Genomic DNA, 19,151 nt, shown 5'->3' with positions numbered 1-19,151 from the left:
CTCTAATGCACGTTCTCTACGCAAGTTTTGCGTCCGGAGTCATTTCGTTGCCGCCCGCCCATCCCGTGGAATCGCTCTACCATGCTCATCACAGCTGGCTCACTGGCTGGTTGCGGCGCAAGCTCGGCTGCCCCGACAGCGCGGCGGATCTGGCTCAGGACACGTTCATCAAGGTGCTGACCGCCCGCGAACCACCGATGATCATCGAACCGCGCGCCTTTCTCACTACGCTGGCCAAGCGCGTGCTGTTCAATCATTACCGGCGCCAGGATGTGGAACGCGCCTACCTCGAGACACTGGCGCAGATGCCTGAGATGGTCGCGCCGTCGGAAGAGCACAAAGCGATCATCCTGCAGACACTGGTCGAACTCGATGAACTGCTCGACGGCTTGCCGCGCCAGGTCAAACGCGCCTTTCTGCTCGCGCAGGTCGATGGTCTGACTTATCCACAGATCGCCGCAGAACTGGGTATTTCGGTGGCCACGGTCAAACGCCATTTGAACAAAGCGGCCATGCGCTGCTATTTCGCCCTGTGAATCGGGTGCCAGATTTCTCCGCGCAAGTCGCCGAACAGGCGGTGCACTGGCTGCTGGAAATGCAGCAGGGCACGCTGACCCCGCGCCAGCAACAGGCCTGGCAACAATGGCTGGATGCACACAGCGAACACCGCCGGGCGTGGGAACACATGCAACGGGTCAACCAGCGTTTGCGCGGCGTTTCGTCGCCGTTGGCCCACGCCGCGTTGAACGGGTCGAAGTCTGGCAGCCGTCGTCAGGCGCTGAAAATGCTGCTGATTCTCGGTGCCGGCTCAGCGGCGACCTGGGGCCTGCGCGAGCACACGCCGTTGCCGTCGCTGCTCGCCGATTACCGCACGCCGGTCGGCCAGCGGCGCAAGATCGGCTTGGGCGGTGCCGATTCGTTACAGCTCAATACCGCCAGCTCGGTTGATGTTGATGGTGCGCAGCGGTTGATTCGTCTGCTCGAGGGCGAAATGCTGTTGAGCGCTGCAAATCCGTTCGAGATACGCACGGCACACGGCGTGCTGAAAAGCCAAGGTGCGCGCCTTAATGTGCGGCAGTTTTTTGATCGCACGCAGATCGCCCTGTTCGAAGGACGAGTCGAACTCATCGCCAGCCAGCGCCCGCCCCTGCTGCTGCCGGTCGCGCGGCAGTTGAGTTTCACTGCCAGCTCCGTCAGCGAACCCAAACCCCTGGACGCCAACAGCGGTGCGTGGACTGACGGCATGCTGGTCGCCGCGCACATGCGTCTGGGCGACTTTCTTGATGAGCTTGGCCGTTATCGGCGCGGGCAGTTGAGGTGCGACAGCCAGGTTGCCGATCTGCTGATTTCCGGGACGTATCCGCTGGATGACAGCGAGCGGATTCTCGACCTGTTGCAGATCAGTCTGCCGGTCAGAGTGAGGCGTTTTACCCGTTATTGGGTGAGCGTCGAAGCGCGGGTTTAGAAAGCAAGATCAAAAGATCGCAGCCTTCGGCGGCTCCTACATTTGGAATGCATTTTTTCTGTAGGAGCTGCCGAAGGCTGCGATCTTTTGATTCTGAAAAAATAAATGAGCCGTTTTTCAGATCTGGCGTGACAGAGAAGGAAAGCCCCCTTGATTCCACCTTCTCAGGATCATCCACATGCAGCCCACCCGTCTTACGCCACTGGCCCGCAGCCTGCGCAATCTTCTGCTCGGCGCCAGCCTGAGTTTCACCGCCCTGCCCGCTGCGCTGGGCGCCGAGACCAAGGTTTATCACATCGCCCCGACGTCGCTGGAAACCGCGCTGAACCAGTTTGGCCGGGAAGCCGGCGTGCTGATTTCCTTTGGCTCGCAAGTCACCAGCGGTGTGCAGAGCCGGGGTCTGGAGGGCAATTACACGACGCAACAAGGCCTCGATGCCCTGCTCGAAGGCACCGGCCTGCAAGCCCGCGCCGAAGGCGACAATGCCTTCAGCCTGCAACCGCTGGCTGACGCGGCGCTGGAGCTGGGCACCTCGACCGTAGTCGGCGACTGGCTCGGCGATGCGGCGCAGATCAATGTCTTCGAACACCCTGGGGCGCGTGATGTGATCCGCCGCGACGAATTCGAACGCCAAGGCGCGACCCAGGCCCGCGATGTGCTCAACCGCATCCCCGGTGTGAATGCGCCGGAGAACAACGGCACCGGCAGCCACGACATGGCGCTGAACTTCGGCATTCGTGGTTTGAATCCACGCCTGGCCGCGCGCTCGACAGTATTGATGGATGGCATCCCGGTGCCGTTCGCGCCGTATGGTCAGCCGCAGTTGTCGTTCGCGCCGATCAGCATGGGCAACATGGATGCGGTGGACGTGGTGCGTGGCGGCGGCGCGGTGCGTTACGGCCCGCAGAACGTCGGCGGCGTGGTCAACTTCGTGACCCGGGCGATTCCCGACGAGCCAACGATCAAGGGTGGTTTCCAGACTGAAACCAGCCCATCGTCGAGCCACGACGGTTTCAAGACCAGCGCCAATCTGCTGGCCGGCGGCACCAACGCCAACGGCCTCGGTGGTGCGCTGTTGTACTCCGGCACCCGTGGCGGTGACTGGCGCGAACACAGCGATACCGAGATCGACGACCTGATCCTCAAGGGCAAATATCAGCTCGACGAGGCCAACAGCTTCAACGCCATGGCCCAGTATTACGAAGGCAAGGCCGACATGCCCGGCGGTCTCAACGCCGCCGATTACGATGCCGATCCGTATCAATCGACGCGGCCGAAAGACCAGTTCTGGGGGCGCCGCACGATGTTCAACTTCGGCTACCGCTACCAGGAAGATCGCCGCGAATTCACCGCCAACACCTTCTTCACCAAAACCCTGCGCAGCGGTTATCTGGATCAGGGCACATTCCTTTCGTTGTCGCCCCGCGAGTATTGGGTACGTGGTCTGGAAACCCGTTTCGCCCAGGGCTTCGATCTCGGTCCGAGCAGCCATGAAGTCGGCGTCGGCTACCGCTACATCAACGAGGCCGGCCACGAACTGCGTTATCGCACGCCGGTCAGCGCCAACGAATACCCGACCACCAGCAGCCGCAACGACCGCGACACTCGCGGTGGTACCGAGGCCAACGCATTCTTCGTCGATGACCGCATCGACATCGGCAAATGGACCATCACCCCGGGCGTGCGCTACGAGATGATCGAGTCGCAACAGACCAACAACCTGACCAACGTCAAATACAAGGGCGACTACAACACCGCGCTGCCGGCGCTGAACGTGCTTTATCACCTCACCGACAGCTGGAACCTATATGCCAACACCGAAGGCTCGTTCGGCAGCGTGCAATACAGCCAGATGCCCAATCGCGTGAGCAGCGGCGAAGTGAAACCGGAAAAGGCCCGCACCTGGGAACTCGGCACGCGCTATGACAACGGTGCCCTGCGCGCGGAAATCGGCGCATTCCTGATCAACTTCGACAACCAGTACGAAAGCAACCAGACCAACGACTCGGTGATCGCTCGCGGCGAAACCCGCCATCAGGGCATCGAGACCAGCGTCAATTACGCGCTGGATGACTTGAGCCCGGCGCTGGCCGGTTTCGATGTCTACGCCAGTTATGCCTATGTCGATGCGACCATTCGCGAAGACGGGCCGAACAAAGGCAACCGCGTGCCGTTTTCCTCCAAGCACAAAGGCACGATTGGCGTCGGTTATACCGAAGGGCCATGGAAGCTGAACCTGGACAGCAGCTTCCAGAGCGACCAGTTCGCCGACAACGCCAACACTTCGAAGGAAAGCGCCGATGGCAGCACCGGCAAGATCCCCGGCTACATGCTGTTCAGCAGCCGCGCCGGGTATGACTTCGGACCGCAACTGTCGGATTTGAATGTGGCGGTGGGCGTGAAGAACATCTTCAACACGCAGTACTTCACACGCTCGTTCGATGACAACAACAAGGGCAAGTACGTGGGTGAGCCGCGTACGGTTTATGTGCAGACTTCGGTGGCGTTCTGACCGCAATCCATTGAAGATCAAAAGCCCCTCACCCTAACCCTCTCCCAGAGGGAGAGGGGACTGACCGAGGTGTATTTACGATTTGCGCTCACCTGCAATATCGAGCCGAACGCTGGACCTGAAAACAACCGGAATCGGCTCCCTCTCCCTCTCCCTCGGGAGAGGGCTGGGGTGAGGGGCTACGGTCTTAAACCCTGCGAGCAATCACCAACACCACAAACAAAAAAACGGGCCTGCATCAGCAGGCCCGTTCTCCTTAGTCACTTGTGAAATCAGCGCATCAACTGTTGATCGCTGCCTGTTCGTTCTCGTCGAATTCTTCCGCCAACAGCTTGTCGTTGGCCTTGCCGGTAAATGGCACTACAGCGGCGCGTGGTTTACCTCGCAGTTTGCCGAACAGATGATCCAGTTTGTGCTCGAGTTTCTCGGCGGCACCGTCGATCGCCTGTTCCAGCGAATCGGCTTTGTGGGTCACGGAAATCGGTTGGTGGCCTTTTGGCCGCGCTTCCAGTTGGCAGCGCAAGTCATGGGGACCTGGTTTCTCGCCGTTCTCGTCGCTCAGGTGGACTTCGACACGGGTCAGGTCTTCTTCATAACGGTCGAGCGTGCTCTCAATAGTTGTACGTACCCACTCCTCCAGTCGCTTACTGCTTTGAATATGGTTATCGCTGTTGACTTGGATTTGCATAGTTCATCCCTTATTTCAGCTAGCTCGCTGGAGGCCTTGAAGTAAATTTCCTGACCTCCTGGTTACAACAATCGGCCCGAGCGGCGAACATTTCAACCCCTGAAAAAAGAAAAATATTCATTCGCAAAAAAAGCCGGACAACCGAGCGAGGCGCTGTTAATGTCGGGAGTTGGTTCGACCCGCTCCGCAGAAAAATCTGCTCACATCTGCTGCTCGTTCAGCGGGTGCAAACTGCGAAAAATCCCCGCCTCCTCCACCAGCCAGTCATGCACAGCGCGCACGCCCGGATGGCTCAACGCCCCCGGTGCATACAGCAGCACATAGCGTTTATGGTTGGGCACCGACAAGCCGAACGGCACGATCAAAGTGCCGCGCTCCAGCTCATCGTTGAGCAACGTGCGCCGGGCAATCGCCACGCCCATGCCAGCGATCGCCGCTTCGATGGTCAGGTGATTGCGATTGAAGGTGTGGCCGCGTCGCACATCGGCGCCTTCGAAGCCGATCGCATTCAAATAGAACTCCCATTCCGCGTACTCGTAACTGCCACGCCAGGCGGTGATGTCGTGCAGCAACGGGAAATGCACCAGATCCGCCGGCCCGTGCAACGGCGGTCGCCCGCGGAGCAGGCTCGGCGCGCACACCGGAAATATCTGCTCGTCGAGCAAGGCTGTGGATAACAATCCTGGGTAACTGCCATCGTTAAGGTCGATGGCCAGATCGAAATCGCCCTCATGCAATGGCACGCTGCTGTCCTCGGCCACCAGGCGCAACTGGATATCCGGAAAGCGTTGCTGCAAGCGCGGCAGGCGCGGAGTCAGCCACTTGCCGAGAAACGACGGGATCGAGCGCAACCGCAGAGTCCCGCTGATCATCCCGGCGTCCAGCCGGCGCAATTCCGCATCGATGCTGCCATAGGCTTCATTGACGGTAATCGCCAGCCGCTGCCCCTGTGCACTCAACTCAACGCCGCGCGCGCGCCGATGAAACAGGCGAAAGCCCAGGCGCTCTTCCAATTGACGAATCTGCTGGCTGACCGCGCCCGGGGTGATGTGCAGCTCTTCGGCACAACGGGTGAACGACAGGTGCCGCGCGGCACAGGCAAACACCTGCAGCCAGACATAGGTCTGGGCATGCAATTGACGACTCATTGTTTAGTCCTGCTAAAGGCTGTCTTAGGAGGTTTCGTTGGTCACCTCGAACCGAGGCAGGCAGTATCGCCGACATTGCGCTTGTCCGACAAAAAATGGCAGCGATTCCTACTCCATTGCTTGTAAGGGTTTAGCATGGCTATCAGTGTTTTCGATCTATTCAAAGTGGGTATCGGCCCGTCCAGTTCCCATACCGTCGGTCCGATGCGTGCAGCGGCGACCTTTGCCCAGGCTCTGGTCGATCAGCATCTGCTCAATGATGTGCGACGCGTGCAGATCCGCCTGTACGGTTCGCTCTCGGCCACCGGCGTTGGCCACGCCACTGACCGCGCAACGGTCATGGGCCTGATGGGCGAGTGGCCGGACAGCATCGATCCTTCGACCATCGATCCACGCATCCAGCAACTGCGCGAAACCGGACAACTGTCCCTCGCCGGTCAACGCTCGATTGCGTTTGACTGGCAGAGCGATCTGCTGCTGCTCGACGAGAGCCTGCCCTACCACCCCAACGCCATGTCGCTGAGCGCCTTTGGCGAGAGCGCCGAGCTGTTCGCGCAAACCTATTACTCGGTGGGCGGCGGCTTCATCGTCGAAGCGGCTGAAGCCGAATCTGGCGTGGCGCCAATCAGCGACGTGGTGTTGCCCTACGATTTTTCCAGCGCCGCCGAACTGCTCGCCCTGTGCAAACAACACAATCTGCGCGTGTCCGAACTGATGATGGCCAACGAGCGCGCCTGGCGCAGCGACGCCGAAATCCGTCAGGGCCTGTTGCACATCTGGTCAGTAATGCGCGAGTGCGTCGAACAAGGTTTGCGCCACGAAGGCATCCTGCCCGGCGGTCTGAAAGTACCGCGTCGCGCGGCAAAACTGCATCGCAGCCTGTTGGAAATCGGCAAACCGAATGTGATCAGCTCGACCCTGTCGGCAATGGAATGGGTCAACCTGTTCGCCCTCGCCGTCAACGAAGAAAACGCAGCCGGCGGGCGCATGGTCACCGCGCCGACCAATGGTGCCGCCGGGATCATTCCGGCGGTTCTGCACTACTACATGAAATTCAATCCGGATGCGTCTGATGATGACGTCGTCGCGTTCTTTCTCGGCGCAGCCGCTGTCGGGATTTTGTGCAAGAAAAACGCCTCCATCTCCGGTGCCGAGGTCGGCTGTCAGGGCGAAGTCGGTTCGGCTTGCGCAATGGCCGCCGCCGGCCTGGCCGACGTCCTTGGTGCGACACCGGAGCAACTGGAGAACGCTGCCGAAATCGGCCTGGAACACAACCTCGGCCTGACCTGCGATCCGGTCGGTGGCCTGGTGCAAGTGCCGTGCATCGAGCGCAATGCCATCGCGGCGGTGAAGGCGATCAACGCCACGCAAATGGCCCTGCGCGGCGACGGCAATCACTTTATTTCCCTCGACCGGGTGATCCGCACCATGCGCGACACCGGGGCCGACATGCACGACAAATACAAGGAAACCTCGCGCGGCGGGCTGGCGGTGAACTGGGTGGAGTGCTGATCGGCCTGACTGCACTGTCAGCGATCATCAGCTCATTCCTGCCCTGAAAACGCGCCACAAAAAACGGCGAGCCCCGAGGCTCGCCGTTTTTTTCGCCGTGTTTATTGTTCGACAATTTTTCCGGCATGCCCCTTGCTACATCACCCTTGAGGCAAACGGACATTGCAAACCTCAGCGAACGAGATGCCAGTGGTCTGGTGTTGCGAACCAAATCGGATCATGGCCGGTCAACAACTGCACGTTCAATCAGGCGGTGACGCATCATGGACAACCCATTTCAAATCATTACCGATGCCTTCGCGCCGGACTATCAGATCAATCTGAGCATTCAGGGCCTGGACGGCAGCATCATGCTGACCCTGTCCAACGCCGGCCGCATCGTGGCCAAACGCATGATCAGTGCCGAACAGCGCAATGATCCCGAGCGTTTGAAGAGGCTGGTGCAAAGCATCCAGTTCGGCATCGCCATCGAACAGGGTCACAGCGCCATGTCGATTCTCGAAGCCATGACCAGCGGCGCCGGGCTGACCCCGCCACCGCCACGGGTCAAAGGCCAGCCCGGCCAGGCGGCGGGCCTTTAAAGCTCGCCCTTCTCCACTTCAGGATGTTCGCTGGAGCCCGTACCGATCTTGCGCTGCGGGTTCTCGATCTTCACCGAAGGGAACTGCGACGAGGCGTAACGCACCACCAGGATCGCAAACGCCAGCAGCAGAATGCCGCCGCACAGGTAGATGATGCCCATGTCCGGCGGGTTGTGGTGCGAGACGTTGGAGATCAGCAGGCGCGTCAGTGCAGTGATCGCCACGTAGATCAGGAAGCGCACCGGCATGTGGTTGGTCTTGAAATAAATCCCGACCATCGCGCCCAGTTCCAGATAGATGAACAGCAACAGAATGTCATCGATCTTGATGTGCCCGACTTCGAGCATCCCGAGAAACTCCATCACCGCCGCCCACGCCGTCACCGCACCGATAGCGAATAGCGCCAGGTAGTGAAAGGTTTCAACGAACAGGTTGCCCAGAGACTCGGCCAGTTGATGCACGTTACGCCGCAGTTTCTCGGCCCAGTTTATTTTCACGATGAGTTTCCTTAGCCCGTTTCGGGCGGATGATGCGTATCGCACGTGACGGTTTTGCGCGCGCGCCTTGTTGCAACGGTTTTCATGCAGGTTCAGGGCCACGCATCATGGCGATCCGCTGCAAATCCCGCGCCGTGGCGTTTGGTCGCAGGCTCGCGGCTTTGCACAATCCCCGTGGTAGCGAGCCTGCTCGCGAACAGCAGCGACACGGCTCACTGACAAACGCCAAATCCGGTCTACATTGAAAAGCCACTACCCATGGCGCAGGGATTCGCTTATCCTTTTCGCTGTATATGGATACAGTAGTCGTCAAGACAACTTAACGTGAAGGCATGTGAGGTGGTGAATGGCCGTCGAAGTGGTATACCGCAGCAGCCGAGATCTGGAGCGCTTGTTCATGGATAAAGCCGAAGCTGATCGTCATGACAAAATGCTCGAACTGGCCGAATATCTGGCCGATGTGCTGCAAAAAGCCGTTCCGTCCCTGACCGAACAGCAAGTGGAAGAAGCCGGGATCTACATGGCGAAGAATCGTGATGTGTTCGCCCGGGCATTCAAGAACCAGCCCGATGCGCTGTCGGAGCTGATCAATGCGCCGGCCGAGCCTGTCGAAAAAGCTGAAGCGGCAGAACCTGACGAGGCGCCGGCGAAGCCCGCCAAAGCAGCGAAAGCGCCGAAGTAATCAGAAAGATCGTCCGATCGCGGCCCGAGCCTTCGGCAGCTACTGCATTACGAGTGCAGGAGCTGCCGAAGGCTGCGATCTTTTGCTTTCAGCGATACAAAACCTTTTCGGCCAACTCATCCGCCACCCGCGCCGGCGAACGTTTTTCCGCCTGCGCGTGAGCGAAGACCTCCGTGAGCCGCGAACTGATTTTCGACAGATGAGCCGTAATCGTCGGCAACTCCTCGCCACGATGTTTAAGCGAAACGTAAATAAGCCCGCCGGCATTGATCACATAATCCGGCGCGTAAAGAATCCCACGCCGTTCCAGTTGATCCGCCACATCCAGATGGGAAAGTTGATTGTTCGCCGAACCGGCCACAGCGGAACAGCGCAGTTGCGACACCGAGTGACTGTTGAGCACACCGCCCAACCCACAAGGCGCGAGAATGTCGCACGGCGTGCTGAGCAATGCGTCGTTGGCAATCGGATGGGCATTGAGTTGCTCCATCGCCAGTTGCACCTTGCCGTGGTCGATGTCACTGACCAGCAACTCGGCGCCGGCCGCGTGCAGTTGCTCGGCCAGTGCATAACCGACGTTGCCAAGCCCCTGAATCGCGATGCGCAAACCTTCGAGGTTGTCGCTGCCCAGACGCGCCATCGCCGTGGCGCGAATGCCGGTGAACACGCCCATGGCCGCGTGCGGTGCCGGGTCGCCTGCCGAGGTGGTGCTGGTGACATGCCGCGTCTGCTGGGCAATGCAGTCCATGTCCGCCACTGAAGTGCCGCTGTCGATGGCGGTGATGTAGCGACCGTCGAGCTGCTCGATGCAACGGCCGAAAGCCTCGAACAACGCGGCGCGATTCTCGACATGGGCCGGGCGCACGATCACCGCCACCCCGCCGCCCTGCGCAAGGCCGGCGAGCGCCGCTTTGTAGCTCATGTTTTGCGCCAGGCGAATGGCGTCCTCGACCGCAGATTCGTCGTTGGGATAGGCAAGATAACGGCAGCCGCCCAGGGCTGGCCCCAGGCGACTGTCATGAATGGCAATGACCGCCTTCAACCCGGTGACCGGGTCCACGCTCAAGTGCAGCGATTCCAGGCGAGTGCTTTGCATGAGAGCGAACATCGACAGGCTCCCGAATCACTTCTTGTAGAACGCCAGTATAGGCTTGCCCCTGAAAATTGCTGGCGCGCACCGGCATGAGCCGCCGAGCGGACAATGTTGCGCCGCTATAACTCGCGCTCAACGCGCCCGGCACTGGACGAACAACCCGGACGGGGCTAAAACGAGGCATTGGAGGGAGATTCAGATGAGTGCGCGCCAACGCTTTTTCGAATGCCTGCATCGTTCACCGCCGGCGCTGCTGGAAGCTGCGCTGTGGATAAGTGCCGAGCACGACAAAACCCTCGAGCCCGAGGCATGGTTGCGCACCTTCAAGGATCTGCAACTACGCGTCAGCTATGGGCTGCCGATGCTGCCGGTCAGCGAACTGGCGCAACCGCTGTTGCGGCGCATGGTCGATCTCGGTTTCGCACAGGATGATTTCCTGCCGCTGCGCCCGCAGGCGGCGCTGCTGCACCGCGTGTTGCACACCCAGCGCGGTCAGCCGCTGGCATTGGCGTTGATCGCACTGGAACTGGCGCATGGCCTCGAGATTCCTTTGGTCGGGGTCAACTTCCCCGGGCATTTCCTGTTGCGGGTACCCGGCGCCGACCACTTGCTCGACCCTTGCGGCGGTCGACGCTTGTATCCCAACGACTGTCGCGAACTGTTGCAACGCCAATACGGGCCGAACATGCAGCTCAGCGCCGAGCATCTGCTGACGGCCACGCCAGTGCAGATGCTGCAGCGTCTGTCACGCAACCTGCGCCAATTGCATCTGACCCACGACGATCACATCGCCGCGCTGATCGACGCAGAACGAGTGCTCGAACTGGGTGATGCGAAGGCCTCTGATTACATGGCCCGGGCCAGTCTGTATCAACGGCTGGATTGCCCGAACGCTGAGCGCTTCGATCTGGAGCATGCGTTATTGCTCAGCGAAGACCCGATCCAGCGCCTGCGCCTGACCGAACGCCTCGGCCATCTGCCGCCCAACTCCGTCGTGCATTGACCGCTTTTTGCAGGTTTGCCCCCATCCTTGAGGCCCACACAAACCTGTGTTGATCGTTCCCACGCTCCGCGTGGGAATGCCGCCCCGGACGCTCTGCGTCCAATGTGACGCAGAGCGTCACGAGATGCATTCCCACGCAGAGCGTGGGAACGATCATTTAGGGGTATCTGGTTGGTTGGCGGGATGGGCCTTGATGAACGCTGGATGTTCCAAAGCGAGCGCAGCAACGCGGCGGATTTTCGGGTAAGCCTCCAGCGAAACATTGAAGCGTTCTGCGGCATACAACTGCGGAATCAGATACACATCCGCCATACACGGCCATTCGCCAAAACAGAAACCGCTGTCGCCGATCAACTGCTCCACCGTTGCCAGCCCTTGGCTGATCCAATGGCTGATCCACTCCACCACTTGCGCCTCATTCTGCCCCGCCTGGCGCAGGCGATTGAGCACGCTGACGTTGTGCAGTGGATGCACATCGCAGCCGATCACCGCCGCGACACCGCGCACCTGCGCGCGCGTCAGCAGATCATCCGGCAGCAGCGGCACCTGTGGATAACGCTCCTCCAGATACTCGATGATCGCCGGCGATTGAATCAGCAGCGCACCGTCATCGGTGCGCAAGGTTGGCACCCGGCCCTGGGGATTGAGCGCCAGATACGCCGCTTGCCGATGTTCACCACCCGACGGTGCGATCAGGTTGACCGGCAGCGCCTGGTAATCAAGTCCCTTCAACGCCAGCGCGATTCGCACCCGGTACGATGAAGTGGAACGGTAATAGCCATAGAGATCCATAAGCCGCTCCTGTCAGCGTGCAGCGATCACGGTGCCGCGACATTCGCCGAAGCCGATCGAGGCAAAACCTTCGCGGGCACAGCGGGCACGCAGGATGATTTCGTCACCGTCCTCAAGGAACTTGCGCACTTCGCCGGAAGCCAGTTCGATCGGTTTCTTACCGCCCTCAGTGATTTCCAAAAGGCTACCGAACTGGCCGTTTTCCGGGCCGGACAAGGTGCCCGAACCGAACAGGTCACCGGCCTGCAACTGGCAGCCGTTGACGCTGTGGTGCGCGACCATTTGCGCCACGGTCCAGTACATGTAGCGGGTGTTGCTCAGGGTCAGGCGATGGGCGGGCAGGTTCTGCTCGCGCATGGCTTCGGTACGCAGCAGCACTTCCAGTTCGATGTCGAAGGCGCCGCCGTCCTGATCACGCTTGTCGAGCAGATACGGCAGCGGCTGCGGATCACCGTCGGGGCGCGCCGGTTGTGCCGTGCGGAACGGCTCAAGCGCTTCGGCCGTCACCACCCAGGGCGAAACACTGGTGATGAAACTCTTCGACAGAAACGGCCCGAGTGGCTGGTATTCCCAGGCCTGGATATCCCGTGCCGACCAGTCGTTGAGCAGGCAGAAACCGGCGATGTGCTCGGCAGCGTCACCGATGGCAATCGGCTCGCCCATCTCATTGCCCTGGCCGATCCAGATGCCCAGCTCCAGTTCGTAATCCAGCCGCGCACACGGGCCGAAGACCGGTTCGGTCTGGCCGGCCGGCAGCGTCTGGCCTTTCGGCCGACGCACGTCGGTGCCGGACGCTCGCACCGTGGAAGCGCGACCGTGATAACCGATCGGCACGTGCTTGTAGTTCGGCAGCAGCGGGTTATCCGGACGGAACAGTTTGCCGACGTTCTGCGCATGCTCTATGCCGACGTAGAAGTCGGTGTAATCGCTGATTCGCGCCGGCAGGTGCATCTGGCAATCGGCAGCCAGTGGCAAGACTTTCGCGCCTTGCGCTTCGATGCTGCCACGCAGCGTGCTGCCTTCACTGAACAGTTCGATCAGCCGTTCGCGCAGGGCAACCCGCGCCTCACGGCCAAGTTCGAAGAACGCGTTCAACTGCCCGCCGTGCATGGCTTCCACCGCACTGCGTGCGACGCCGTCGAACAGCCCGGCCTCAAGCGCCACCTGCAAATCGAAAATGTGCTCGCCGATCGCCACGCCCGCGCGCGGACTGCAATCGTTGAGACTGAACACGCCCAGCGGCAGATTCTGTAACGGAAAATCACTGTGACCGTTGGCCGAAGCGACCCAGCTGCGGGTGATGGAATTCTGTGTCATGGGTTATCTCCGGGTCGGGTCGAACGTGGCGGGCAGCGAGGCCCAGCAAGCGTCATAACTGGATTGCAATTGAGGGCAGTCGAGGGCGAAACGGCTTGGGCGCAGCACCTGGCTGGTCTCGAACATGAAGGCCATGGTGTTATCGATTTTTGCAGGTGCAAGCTCGGCGTTGATCGCCCTGGTGCAGGTCTCGCCGTCGGGGCCGTGGGCGCTCATGCAGCTGTGCAACGAAGCGCCGCCGGGCACGAAGCCTTCAGCCTTGGCGTCGTATTCGCCCTGGATCAGGCCCATGAATTCGTTCATCAGGTTGCGATGGAACCACGGCGGCCGGAAGGTCTTTTCGGCGACCATCCAGCGCGGCGGGAAGATCACGAAATCGAGGTTGGCCAGACCGTGCACGCTGGTCGGCGAGGTCAGTACGGTGAAGATCGAAGGATCCGGATGATCGAAACTCACCGTGCCAATGGTGTTGAAACGGCGCAGGTCGTATTTGTACGGCACGTTGTTACCGTGCCAGGCGACCACATTGAGCGGCGAATGATTGAGTTCGGTGGCCCACAACTGGCCAAGGAATTTCTGCACCAGAGTAGTCGGTTGCTGCAGGTTTTCGTAGGCAGCGACCGGAGTGAGGAAATCCCGGGGATTGGCCAGACCGTTGCTGCCGATCGGCCCCAGATCCGGCAGGCGCAGCGGCGCGCCATGGTTCTCGGCGAGGTAGCCGCGTGCCTGTGGATCGAGCAGTTCGACGCGAAATTTCAGGCCACGCGGCAGCACGACGATTTCCAGCGGCGCCGCTTCGAGTACGCCCAGTTCGGTGGCGATACGCAGGCGACCGAGTTGCGGCACCAGCAGCATTTCACCGTCAGCGTTGAAGAACACCCGCTCCATCGAACGGTTGGCGGTGTAGTTATAAATGCTGATGCCGGACGGTTTCTCGGCGCCGGCGTTGGCCGCCATGCTGACCAGGCCATCGATGAAATCCGTCGGTTCGGTCGGCAGCTCCAGTGGATTCCAGCGCAGGCGATTGGGCGTCACTTCACCCAACGGTCCGCCGGCCAGTTGCCGTTCCAGTTTGACGAACGCCGGGTGGTTGGCCGATGGCTGAATCCGGTACATCCAGGTGCGGCGCGCTTCACAGCGCGGCATGGTGAACGCGGTGCCGGAGAACAGTTCGGTATACAGGCCGTACGGGGCTTTTTGCGGGGAATTCTGGCCAACGGGCAGCGCGCCGGGCAACGCTTCGGTGCTGAATTCGTTGCCGAAGCCGGACTGGTAAACCAGGTCCTGCGCGGTTGAATCGAGGTTCATGGAGCCTCCTGAACAGGGAGTCGGCAATGGCCCATCGCTCTGGCTCAGAGGTCTCGGCACGCCGGGGTTGTTATTATCGTAATCTGATTACGCATAACGTAATTTGCTCGCTATCCAGCGTCAAGCTATAAAGACGCCCATTCGAACCGGAACCGCCAGCCCCATGGAAAAAACCAGCGACAGCAACGGCAAACAGAAAGTCCGCTCCGCCGAGGTCGGCACCGACATCCTCAAGGCTTTGGCCGAGTTGTCACCGTCGACTTCGCTGTCGCGTCTGGCCGAACACGTGCAGATGCCGGCGAGCAAGGTGCATCGCTATCTGCAGGCGTTGATTGCTTCGGGATTTGCCGAACAGAACGCCGCCACCAACCATTACGGCCTCGGTCGCGAAGCGCTGCGGGTGGGCCTGGCCGCACTCAACAGCATGGACGTGCTGAAGGTCGCCGCCCTGCCGCTGTCCGAGTTGCGCGACGAACTCAACGAAACCTGCTTTCTCGCGGTGTGGGGCAATCAGGGCGCAACCGTGGTGCATATCGAACCGGCGGTGCGCGCGGTGACGGTGGTGACGCAATTGGGTTCGGTGCTGCCGCTGCTCAGCTCGTCCACCGGGCTGGTGTTCAGCGCTTACCTGCCGCACCGGGAAACCGATGAATTGCGCGAGCAGGAAATCGCTGTCGCGGAGCATCCGCTCAAGGATGAGACAGCCTATGCAGCGCTGTGTGAACAGATCCGCGAACGCGGTCTGCATCACGTGCATGGTTTGTTGATGCCGGGTGTGGATGCGCTTTCTGCGCCAGTATTCAACGCGGTCGGGCAGATCGCTGCGGTGCTGACCATCGTCGGCCCGACCTCGCTGTTCCACGCCGACGAAAACGGCCCGGCGGCGCAGCGGTTGTTGGCTGCGACGCGGGCCGTGAGTTGGCGCATGGGTTACGAAAGTTAAGTAATGCTTATGTGCGCTCGAAACGACTCAACGCACCGTGGTCTTGCTCAATGCGCTGTCACCCTCTTGCATCAGTGACTTGAAGAAACCGATCAGCTGATCGGCGGGGTCTTCATGGCCGGTGTAATACGTTACGAGTTCCGCGACCGTGCGGGCGTCTTCAAACAGACTTAGAAACGAGCGTTGCGCACGGGTAAGTTCTTTAACCGGCGCCCCCGCCGCTGCAGCCTGACCCAATGTCAGCAGTCCGCTCAATACATCCTGCACATGCCCCAGCGCGGCCGAATAATCACCCCGTCGGTGCGACTGCGACGCGTCGTAGATGCTTTTCATCACCTGCACAGCCACCACCACAGTGCCTACGGGTGGCACCACCAGGCTGACGATGTTCGCGGCCTTCAACAGGTTTTCATAAACCAGGGCGGCAATTATTTCATTGAGACTGGTGGTCCGTTCGTCGATGTCACTCAATACACGGCGCACGCGCTCGTCGTGGAAAGTGAACAGATCGGGCAGTAACGAACGCTGCTGCGTGCGAATGACCGGTCGGGTATCAACCGTTGCGACCAGATTATCGAAGTAATCATTGATCACTTTCTGGTCAATCAGCAGTATCCGCTCGCTGTAGTAGGTCCTGAACGGGCCTTTTCGAAAACGAATCGAAGGAATGAACTCGGCGATCGGCCGGAAGCTGACTTGATCCGGCGCGTCAGGCGTATAGAGCAAGTCGAAGAAACCTGACGATAACTTCAGTCGAAAAATATAAACGCCACCCACTGTACGGTCCCCGGCAGCTGTCAGACCCAGCGTGCCGATGTTGAATTTATACAGCCCGATGTCGCCTTCGGAGACGCTATTGACGATTGATGGATAGCCGCCCCCTTCTTTCAGATTGTCGATAACCCGTTGGACAGCAGAGAAAGATTCAGTGGTTAATCTGCCGTTGGTAAAGTCGGCAAATGCATTACGGTACATCTCACAGCGGATTTTCCGGGCGTGTACAGCGCGTTTGAATGAGTAATCAGGATGCGCCTTGTTCTGATATTGCTCTTTCAGCATCGCGGTATATCTGTCGCCGGGACGGAATGTTTTCGACAGCGAGGAAAGGTCGCGGATATCCAGTTTTTCAACGATGGGATGGCCGTTGACCAAATAGTATTTCGGGCTGAATTTCGTTTCGTAGGCCGGATGCGCCGCTTCAAAAGCGAGTCCTTCAAGCAAAACGTCGGTAACGCTCTTACGAAAGTCTTCGGTTTGCACAATGATCTGGTCGGGATTGACCGAAACGTAACTGCCACGCGAACGCAAAATGTCTTCGATCTGAGCTTTCACCGAGTCATAAGTGAATTGCTCGAATGTCGGAAAACCATTGTCTCGCGCATCAACCATGGACAGTGCCTTGAATTCGGTGCTCAGACGCGAATAGCGCTTGCGGCCCTCGAAGCCAAGCGCCCGATAACCGGCCGGTGCAATGGCCTTGTGCAGGGCAACTTCGGCGCGGTAGGCGACATTCGCGTAGTCCGCCAACGGTGCTTTGGCGTTCAGATAAAAATCGACCGGCCGGCTATCAATCGTGTAGCGGTAGCTCAGTTGAGTGCCAGCGCTGCCAAGCAACTCACCCGCCTCTTGCAGGTAGTCGGGATGGATCATCAATGCGGCGTATTCACGATCCGCCGACAATGCCGACTCCAGCCAGCGGTTCGCGGCGTAGATATCGGGAAATTTCTGCAGTTCGAATTGTCCTCCAGCTGTTTTGACCAGCATCAGCGACGGCACGTATTCTTTGGCCGAAATCATCAGAACGTCTTTCAGCGCTGGCGCTTGCAGTCTGATTTTCAACCCCTGAATAGTCACCGCAGGATCATTGGCCATGGCCCGCGCGATGATATTGGCATCAGTGGAATCCAGTTTCCCGGAGTGACGAGCAACAAAAGCCGCGAACTCCATCTGACTGCAGAGATAGTTGCGATAAGCCTCCTGGTAAGCCACCGAGGGCGAGTATGCAAGACTGCCGGTAAATTCCAGTCGCAGGTTACGATTTTCCAGCCACTGTTCAAGCGCTACTGCCGTCAGCCGACTTCCGGCGGGAGCGCCGATGATAGTCAGAGCCGCTTTATAACCAGTGTCGTGCAGCCCGAAAACAATAAACTCCGTCAGCGTCCGGGTTTCTTCCTGTTCGATAGTACGCCCGGCAATTTGCAGACTGTACGAGCTATGGACACTTATCGATTCCGGATCCAGTTGTTCACCAAGTACTCTGTCCGCCCATTCGGTGAATGTGCGCACTACATAATCCTTGAATGAAAAACATGCATTGAAGGTGTTTGAGTAGACAGCCTGGTATTGATCCCGCGACTCTTCAAGCTCGCTATAGCGCTGTTGCATATCGCTACCAGCGGCATGCAGCCATAGCGGCCAATCGGTGCGTTTCAATGCAGCCCAAAGCAGATAGAAGCGGGTTTCGATGCCGTAACGCAGCACATGCAGGCCTTGATTGTCCTGCAGCATGGACGTCAGCGGTTTTGCCAGTTGTTCCTGGCCGCCGATCAAGAGTGAAACACTTTCAAGCTGACCTTTGAGGTGAGCCTCGGCACAAAATGCATGAGGACTTTGCGCGGCTTTCAGATACCTGATCTGGTCTCCACCCAGGGACAGTCGCTGCTGAAGTTTGCTATGCAGATCGATATTTTTTTCAAAAAATTCAAAGCCGTTTTCCGGCGTATGCAGGAGATAAGAGGTTGACTCATTCACCAGCGGCATTTCTGCACCCGCACGCTCGGCGTTGTCCAGAACGAAACAAGGCTGAAGCGACAGCAGGTAATCCTGTTCAGGTTGCAGCCTGACTTCAAACGCTGCGCGACCGCCATCTGCTTCAAGCAGATGAGCGAATCGCTCGCCCAACCAGGCGTCAAAATTGTTGGCCATGACCGACAGCGAAAGCTCTGCACTGGTGACCACGGCGCAGGCTTCGATGAAAGTCTGCTTATTGGACAACGGTGCCGTGTCCGGTCGCATGGACCAGGCTGGCGCCGCCCAGAACTTTGCGATCTCGGTTTGCAATGTCTTTTGCAACCCGGTGGTCACCGCAGCAATCAGATCCTCGACAATAAGGACATTGAGAGCACTGACCTTGAACTGCTCATTCCGGGTGTCCGGCAGAGAATAAACCCCATCACCGCCCATTATGTAAGCGGGGCTGACATTATTATCAAGACAATGAACAGTCACTTCCCAAAGAGTGCCAGAAGGACGACTTCCATTATCGGGAAAAGCCGAGTCCGTATTGATATAAACCTTGTCAATATCGATTGTCTTGCCCAAACGCTTCAATTCACTGCCAAGCATGCTGCGAAGAATATCCAGCACCCTCGGCATGGCGTCGACGATCTTGAATAGATCTTCCTTTGCCTGGATTGCCTTTTCCCACTCTTCAGGCCAGGTAACTTGCTCACCCAAAGAACCACGCATCAGACTTTTATATAACTTGACCACATCTTTTCCTTACTTGACTATCCAGAGCTGCGAACACAGCCGCTGTAGATAGTTGCAAGGTAGTTTCTTTTCCAGGCAACTTGAAGGGCGAACAATTTACAAAACATGCCAACAAACA

15 protein-coding genes and 1 pseudogene are annotated in these 19,151 nt (G+C 59.1%); 8 read left to right on the top strand and 8 right to left on the bottom strand.

From position 1 onward, the window contains the following. Positions 1–5: 5 nt before the first annotated feature. From D8U60_RS04905 to fecA, 3 genes are all read left to right on the top strand, one after another. Complete coding sequence (locus tag D8U60_RS04905) at positions 6–536, top strand: sigma-70 family RNA polymerase sigma factor (protein WP_130899603.1); 531 nt, start codon at positions 6–8, stop codon at positions 534–536. Further along, positions 533–1,465 carry a DUF4880 domain-containing protein gene (locus D8U60_RS04900; RefSeq protein WP_130899602.1) on the top strand — a complete coding sequence of 311 codons (933 nt, stop codon included), beginning with the start codon at positions 533–535 and terminating at the stop codon, positions 1,463–1,465. Before D8U60_RS04905 ends, D8U60_RS04900 begins: the two co-directional genes overlap by 4 nt. Positions 1,466–1,643: 178 nt before the next feature. Beyond that, a complete protein-coding gene (fecA, locus tag D8U60_RS04895) occupies positions 1,644–3,977 on the top strand; it encodes a TonB-dependent Fe(3+) dicitrate receptor FecA (protein WP_130899601.1) in 2,334 nt (777 codons plus the stop codon). A 280-nt stretch (positions 3,978–4,257) separates the two neighbouring features. Here the strand turns inward: fecA and D8U60_RS04890 are convergent, their stop codons facing one another. Then, complete coding sequence (locus tag D8U60_RS04890) at positions 4,258–4,665, bottom strand: HPF/RaiA family ribosome-associated protein (protein WP_016771629.1); 408 nt, start codon at positions 4,663–4,665, stop codon at positions 4,258–4,260. 200 nt (positions 4,666–4,865) lie between these two features. After that, positions 4,866–5,813: a LysR substrate-binding domain-containing protein gene (locus D8U60_RS04885; RefSeq protein ID WP_016771630.1), complete on the bottom strand. Its 948-nt coding sequence runs from the start codon at positions 5,811–5,813 to the stop codon at positions 4,866–4,868. A gap of 135 nt (positions 5,814–5,948) precedes the next feature. Here D8U60_RS04885 and D8U60_RS04880 point away from each other — a divergent pair, with 135 nt between their 5' ends. Then, positions 5,949–7,325 carry an L-serine ammonia-lyase gene (locus D8U60_RS04880; protein WP_130899600.1) on the top strand — a complete coding sequence of 459 codons (1,377 nt, stop codon included), beginning with the start codon at positions 5,949–5,951 and terminating at the stop codon, positions 7,323–7,325. 263 nt (positions 7,326–7,588) lie between these two features. After that, positions 7,589–7,906: a DUF3509 domain-containing protein gene (locus D8U60_RS04875; RefSeq protein ID WP_016771632.1), complete on the top strand. Its 318-nt coding sequence runs from the start codon at positions 7,589–7,591 to the stop codon at positions 7,904–7,906. Here D8U60_RS04875 and D8U60_RS04870 read toward each other — a convergent pair. After that, entirely contained in the window at positions 7,903–8,403 is a 501-nt protein-coding gene (locus D8U60_RS04870; protein ID WP_016771633.1) for a phosphate-starvation-inducible PsiE family protein, read from the bottom strand. The genes D8U60_RS04875 and D8U60_RS04870 overlap by 4 nt on opposite strands. A 346-nt stretch (positions 8,404–8,749) precedes the next feature. On the opposite strand from D8U60_RS04870, the pseudogene D8U60_RS04865 reads away from it, so the two are divergent. Next, positions 8,750–8,989, top strand: a pseudogene (locus tag D8U60_RS04865) (YebG family protein); the annotation flags it as partial. 184 nt (positions 8,990–9,173) lie between these two features. Here D8U60_RS04865 and D8U60_RS04860 read toward each other — a convergent pair. Then, on the bottom strand, positions 9,174–10,193 hold the full coding sequence (locus tag D8U60_RS04860) for a Glu/Leu/Phe/Val dehydrogenase dimerization domain-containing protein (RefSeq protein WP_016771635.1): 1,020 nt from the start codon (positions 10,191–10,193) through the stop codon (positions 9,174–9,176). A gap of 184 nt (positions 10,194–10,377) precedes the next feature. On the opposite strand from D8U60_RS04860, the gene D8U60_RS04855 reads away from it, so the two are divergent. Then, a complete protein-coding gene (locus tag D8U60_RS04855) occupies positions 10,378–11,181 on the top strand; it encodes a transglutaminase family protein (protein WP_024011653.1) in 804 nt (267 codons plus the stop codon). 153 nt (positions 11,182–11,334) lie between these two features. Here D8U60_RS04855 and maiA read toward each other — a convergent pair whose 3' ends face one another. Genes maiA through hmgA form a run of 3 tightly spaced genes read right to left on the bottom strand, consistent with a single transcriptional unit; the run spans position 11,335 to position 14,598 of the window. After that, positions 11,335–11,973 carry a maleylacetoacetate isomerase gene (gene maiA, locus D8U60_RS04845; RefSeq protein WP_130899597.1) on the bottom strand — a complete coding sequence of 213 codons (639 nt, stop codon included), beginning with the start codon at positions 11,971–11,973 and terminating at the stop codon, positions 11,335–11,337. A 12-nt stretch (positions 11,974–11,985) separates the two neighbouring features. Beyond that, entirely contained in the window at positions 11,986–13,290 is a 1,305-nt protein-coding gene (gene fahA, locus D8U60_RS04840; protein ID WP_130899596.1) for a fumarylacetoacetase, read from the bottom strand. A gap of 3 nt (positions 13,291–13,293) precedes the next feature. Continuing rightward, a complete protein-coding gene (hmgA, locus tag D8U60_RS04835) occupies positions 13,294–14,598 on the bottom strand; it encodes a homogentisate 1,2-dioxygenase (protein WP_130899595.1) in 1,305 nt (434 codons plus the stop codon). Between the two features lie 163 nt (positions 14,599–14,761). Between hmgA and D8U60_RS04830 the strand changes: the two genes are divergently transcribed. Continuing rightward, a complete protein-coding gene (locus D8U60_RS04830; RefSeq protein ID WP_024011648.1) occupies positions 14,762–15,541 on the top strand; it encodes an IclR family transcriptional regulator in 780 nt (259 codons plus the stop codon). 27 nt (positions 15,542–15,568) lie between these two features. Here D8U60_RS04830 and D8U60_RS04825 read toward each other — a convergent pair whose 3' ends face one another. Continuing rightward, positions 15,569–19,033 (bottom strand): DUF6543 domain-containing protein, encoded by a 3,465-nt coding sequence (locus D8U60_RS04825; protein ID WP_130899594.1) that lies wholly within the window; start codon positions 19,031–19,033, stop codon positions 15,569–15,571. Positions 19,034–19,151: the final 118 nt, after the last annotated feature.

The sequence above is a fragment of the Pseudomonas sp. Sample_11 genome (assembly GCF_004307505.1).
Classification (GTDB): Bacteria; Pseudomonadota; Gammaproteobacteria; order Pseudomonadales; family Pseudomonadaceae; genus Aquipseudomonas; species Aquipseudomonas atacamensis.
The sequence above is the reverse complement of the archived record's forward strand: the minus strand, read 5'-3'. Positions and strand labels throughout refer to the sequence as shown.

Coding starts and splice junctions, on each gene's coding strand:
- D8U60_RS04905 (WP_130899603.1), top strand. CDS start 6: ATGCACGTTCTCTACGCAAGTTTTGCGTCCGGAGTCATTTCGTTGCCG.
- fecA (WP_130899601.1), top strand. CDS start 1,644: ATGCAGCCCACCCGTCTTACGCCACTGGCCCGCAGCCTGCGCAATCTT.
- D8U60_RS04890 (WP_016771629.1), bottom strand. CDS start 4,665: ATGCAAATCCAAGTCAACAGCGATAACCATATTCAAAGCAGTAAGCGA.
- D8U60_RS04885 (WP_016771630.1), bottom strand. CDS start 5,813: ATGAGTCGTCAATTGCATGCCCAGACCTATGTCTGGCTGCAGGTGTTT.
- D8U60_RS04880 (WP_130899600.1), top strand. CDS start 5,949: ATGGCTATCAGTGTTTTCGATCTATTCAAAGTGGGTATCGGCCCGTCC.
- D8U60_RS04875 (WP_016771632.1), top strand. CDS start 7,589: ATGGACAACCCATTTCAAATCATTACCGATGCCTTCGCGCCGGACTAT.
- D8U60_RS04860 (WP_016771635.1), bottom strand. CDS start 10,193: ATGTTCGCTCTCATGCAAAGCACTCGCCTGGAATCGCTGCACTTGAGC.
- D8U60_RS04855 (WP_024011653.1), top strand. CDS start 10,378: ATGAGTGCGCGCCAACGCTTTTTCGAATGCCTGCATCGTTCACCGCCG.
- maiA (WP_130899597.1), bottom strand. CDS start 11,973: ATGGATCTCTATGGCTATTACCGTTCCACTTCATCGTACCGGGTGCGA.
- fahA (WP_130899596.1), bottom strand. CDS start 13,290: ATGACACAGAATTCCATCACCCGCAGCTGGGTCGCTTCGGCCAACGGT.
- hmgA (WP_130899595.1), bottom strand. CDS start 14,598: ATGAACCTCGATTCAACCGCGCAGGACCTGGTTTACCAGTCCGGCTTC.
- D8U60_RS04830 (WP_024011648.1), top strand. CDS start 14,762: ATGGAAAAAACCAGCGACAGCAACGGCAAACAGAAAGTCCGCTCCGCC.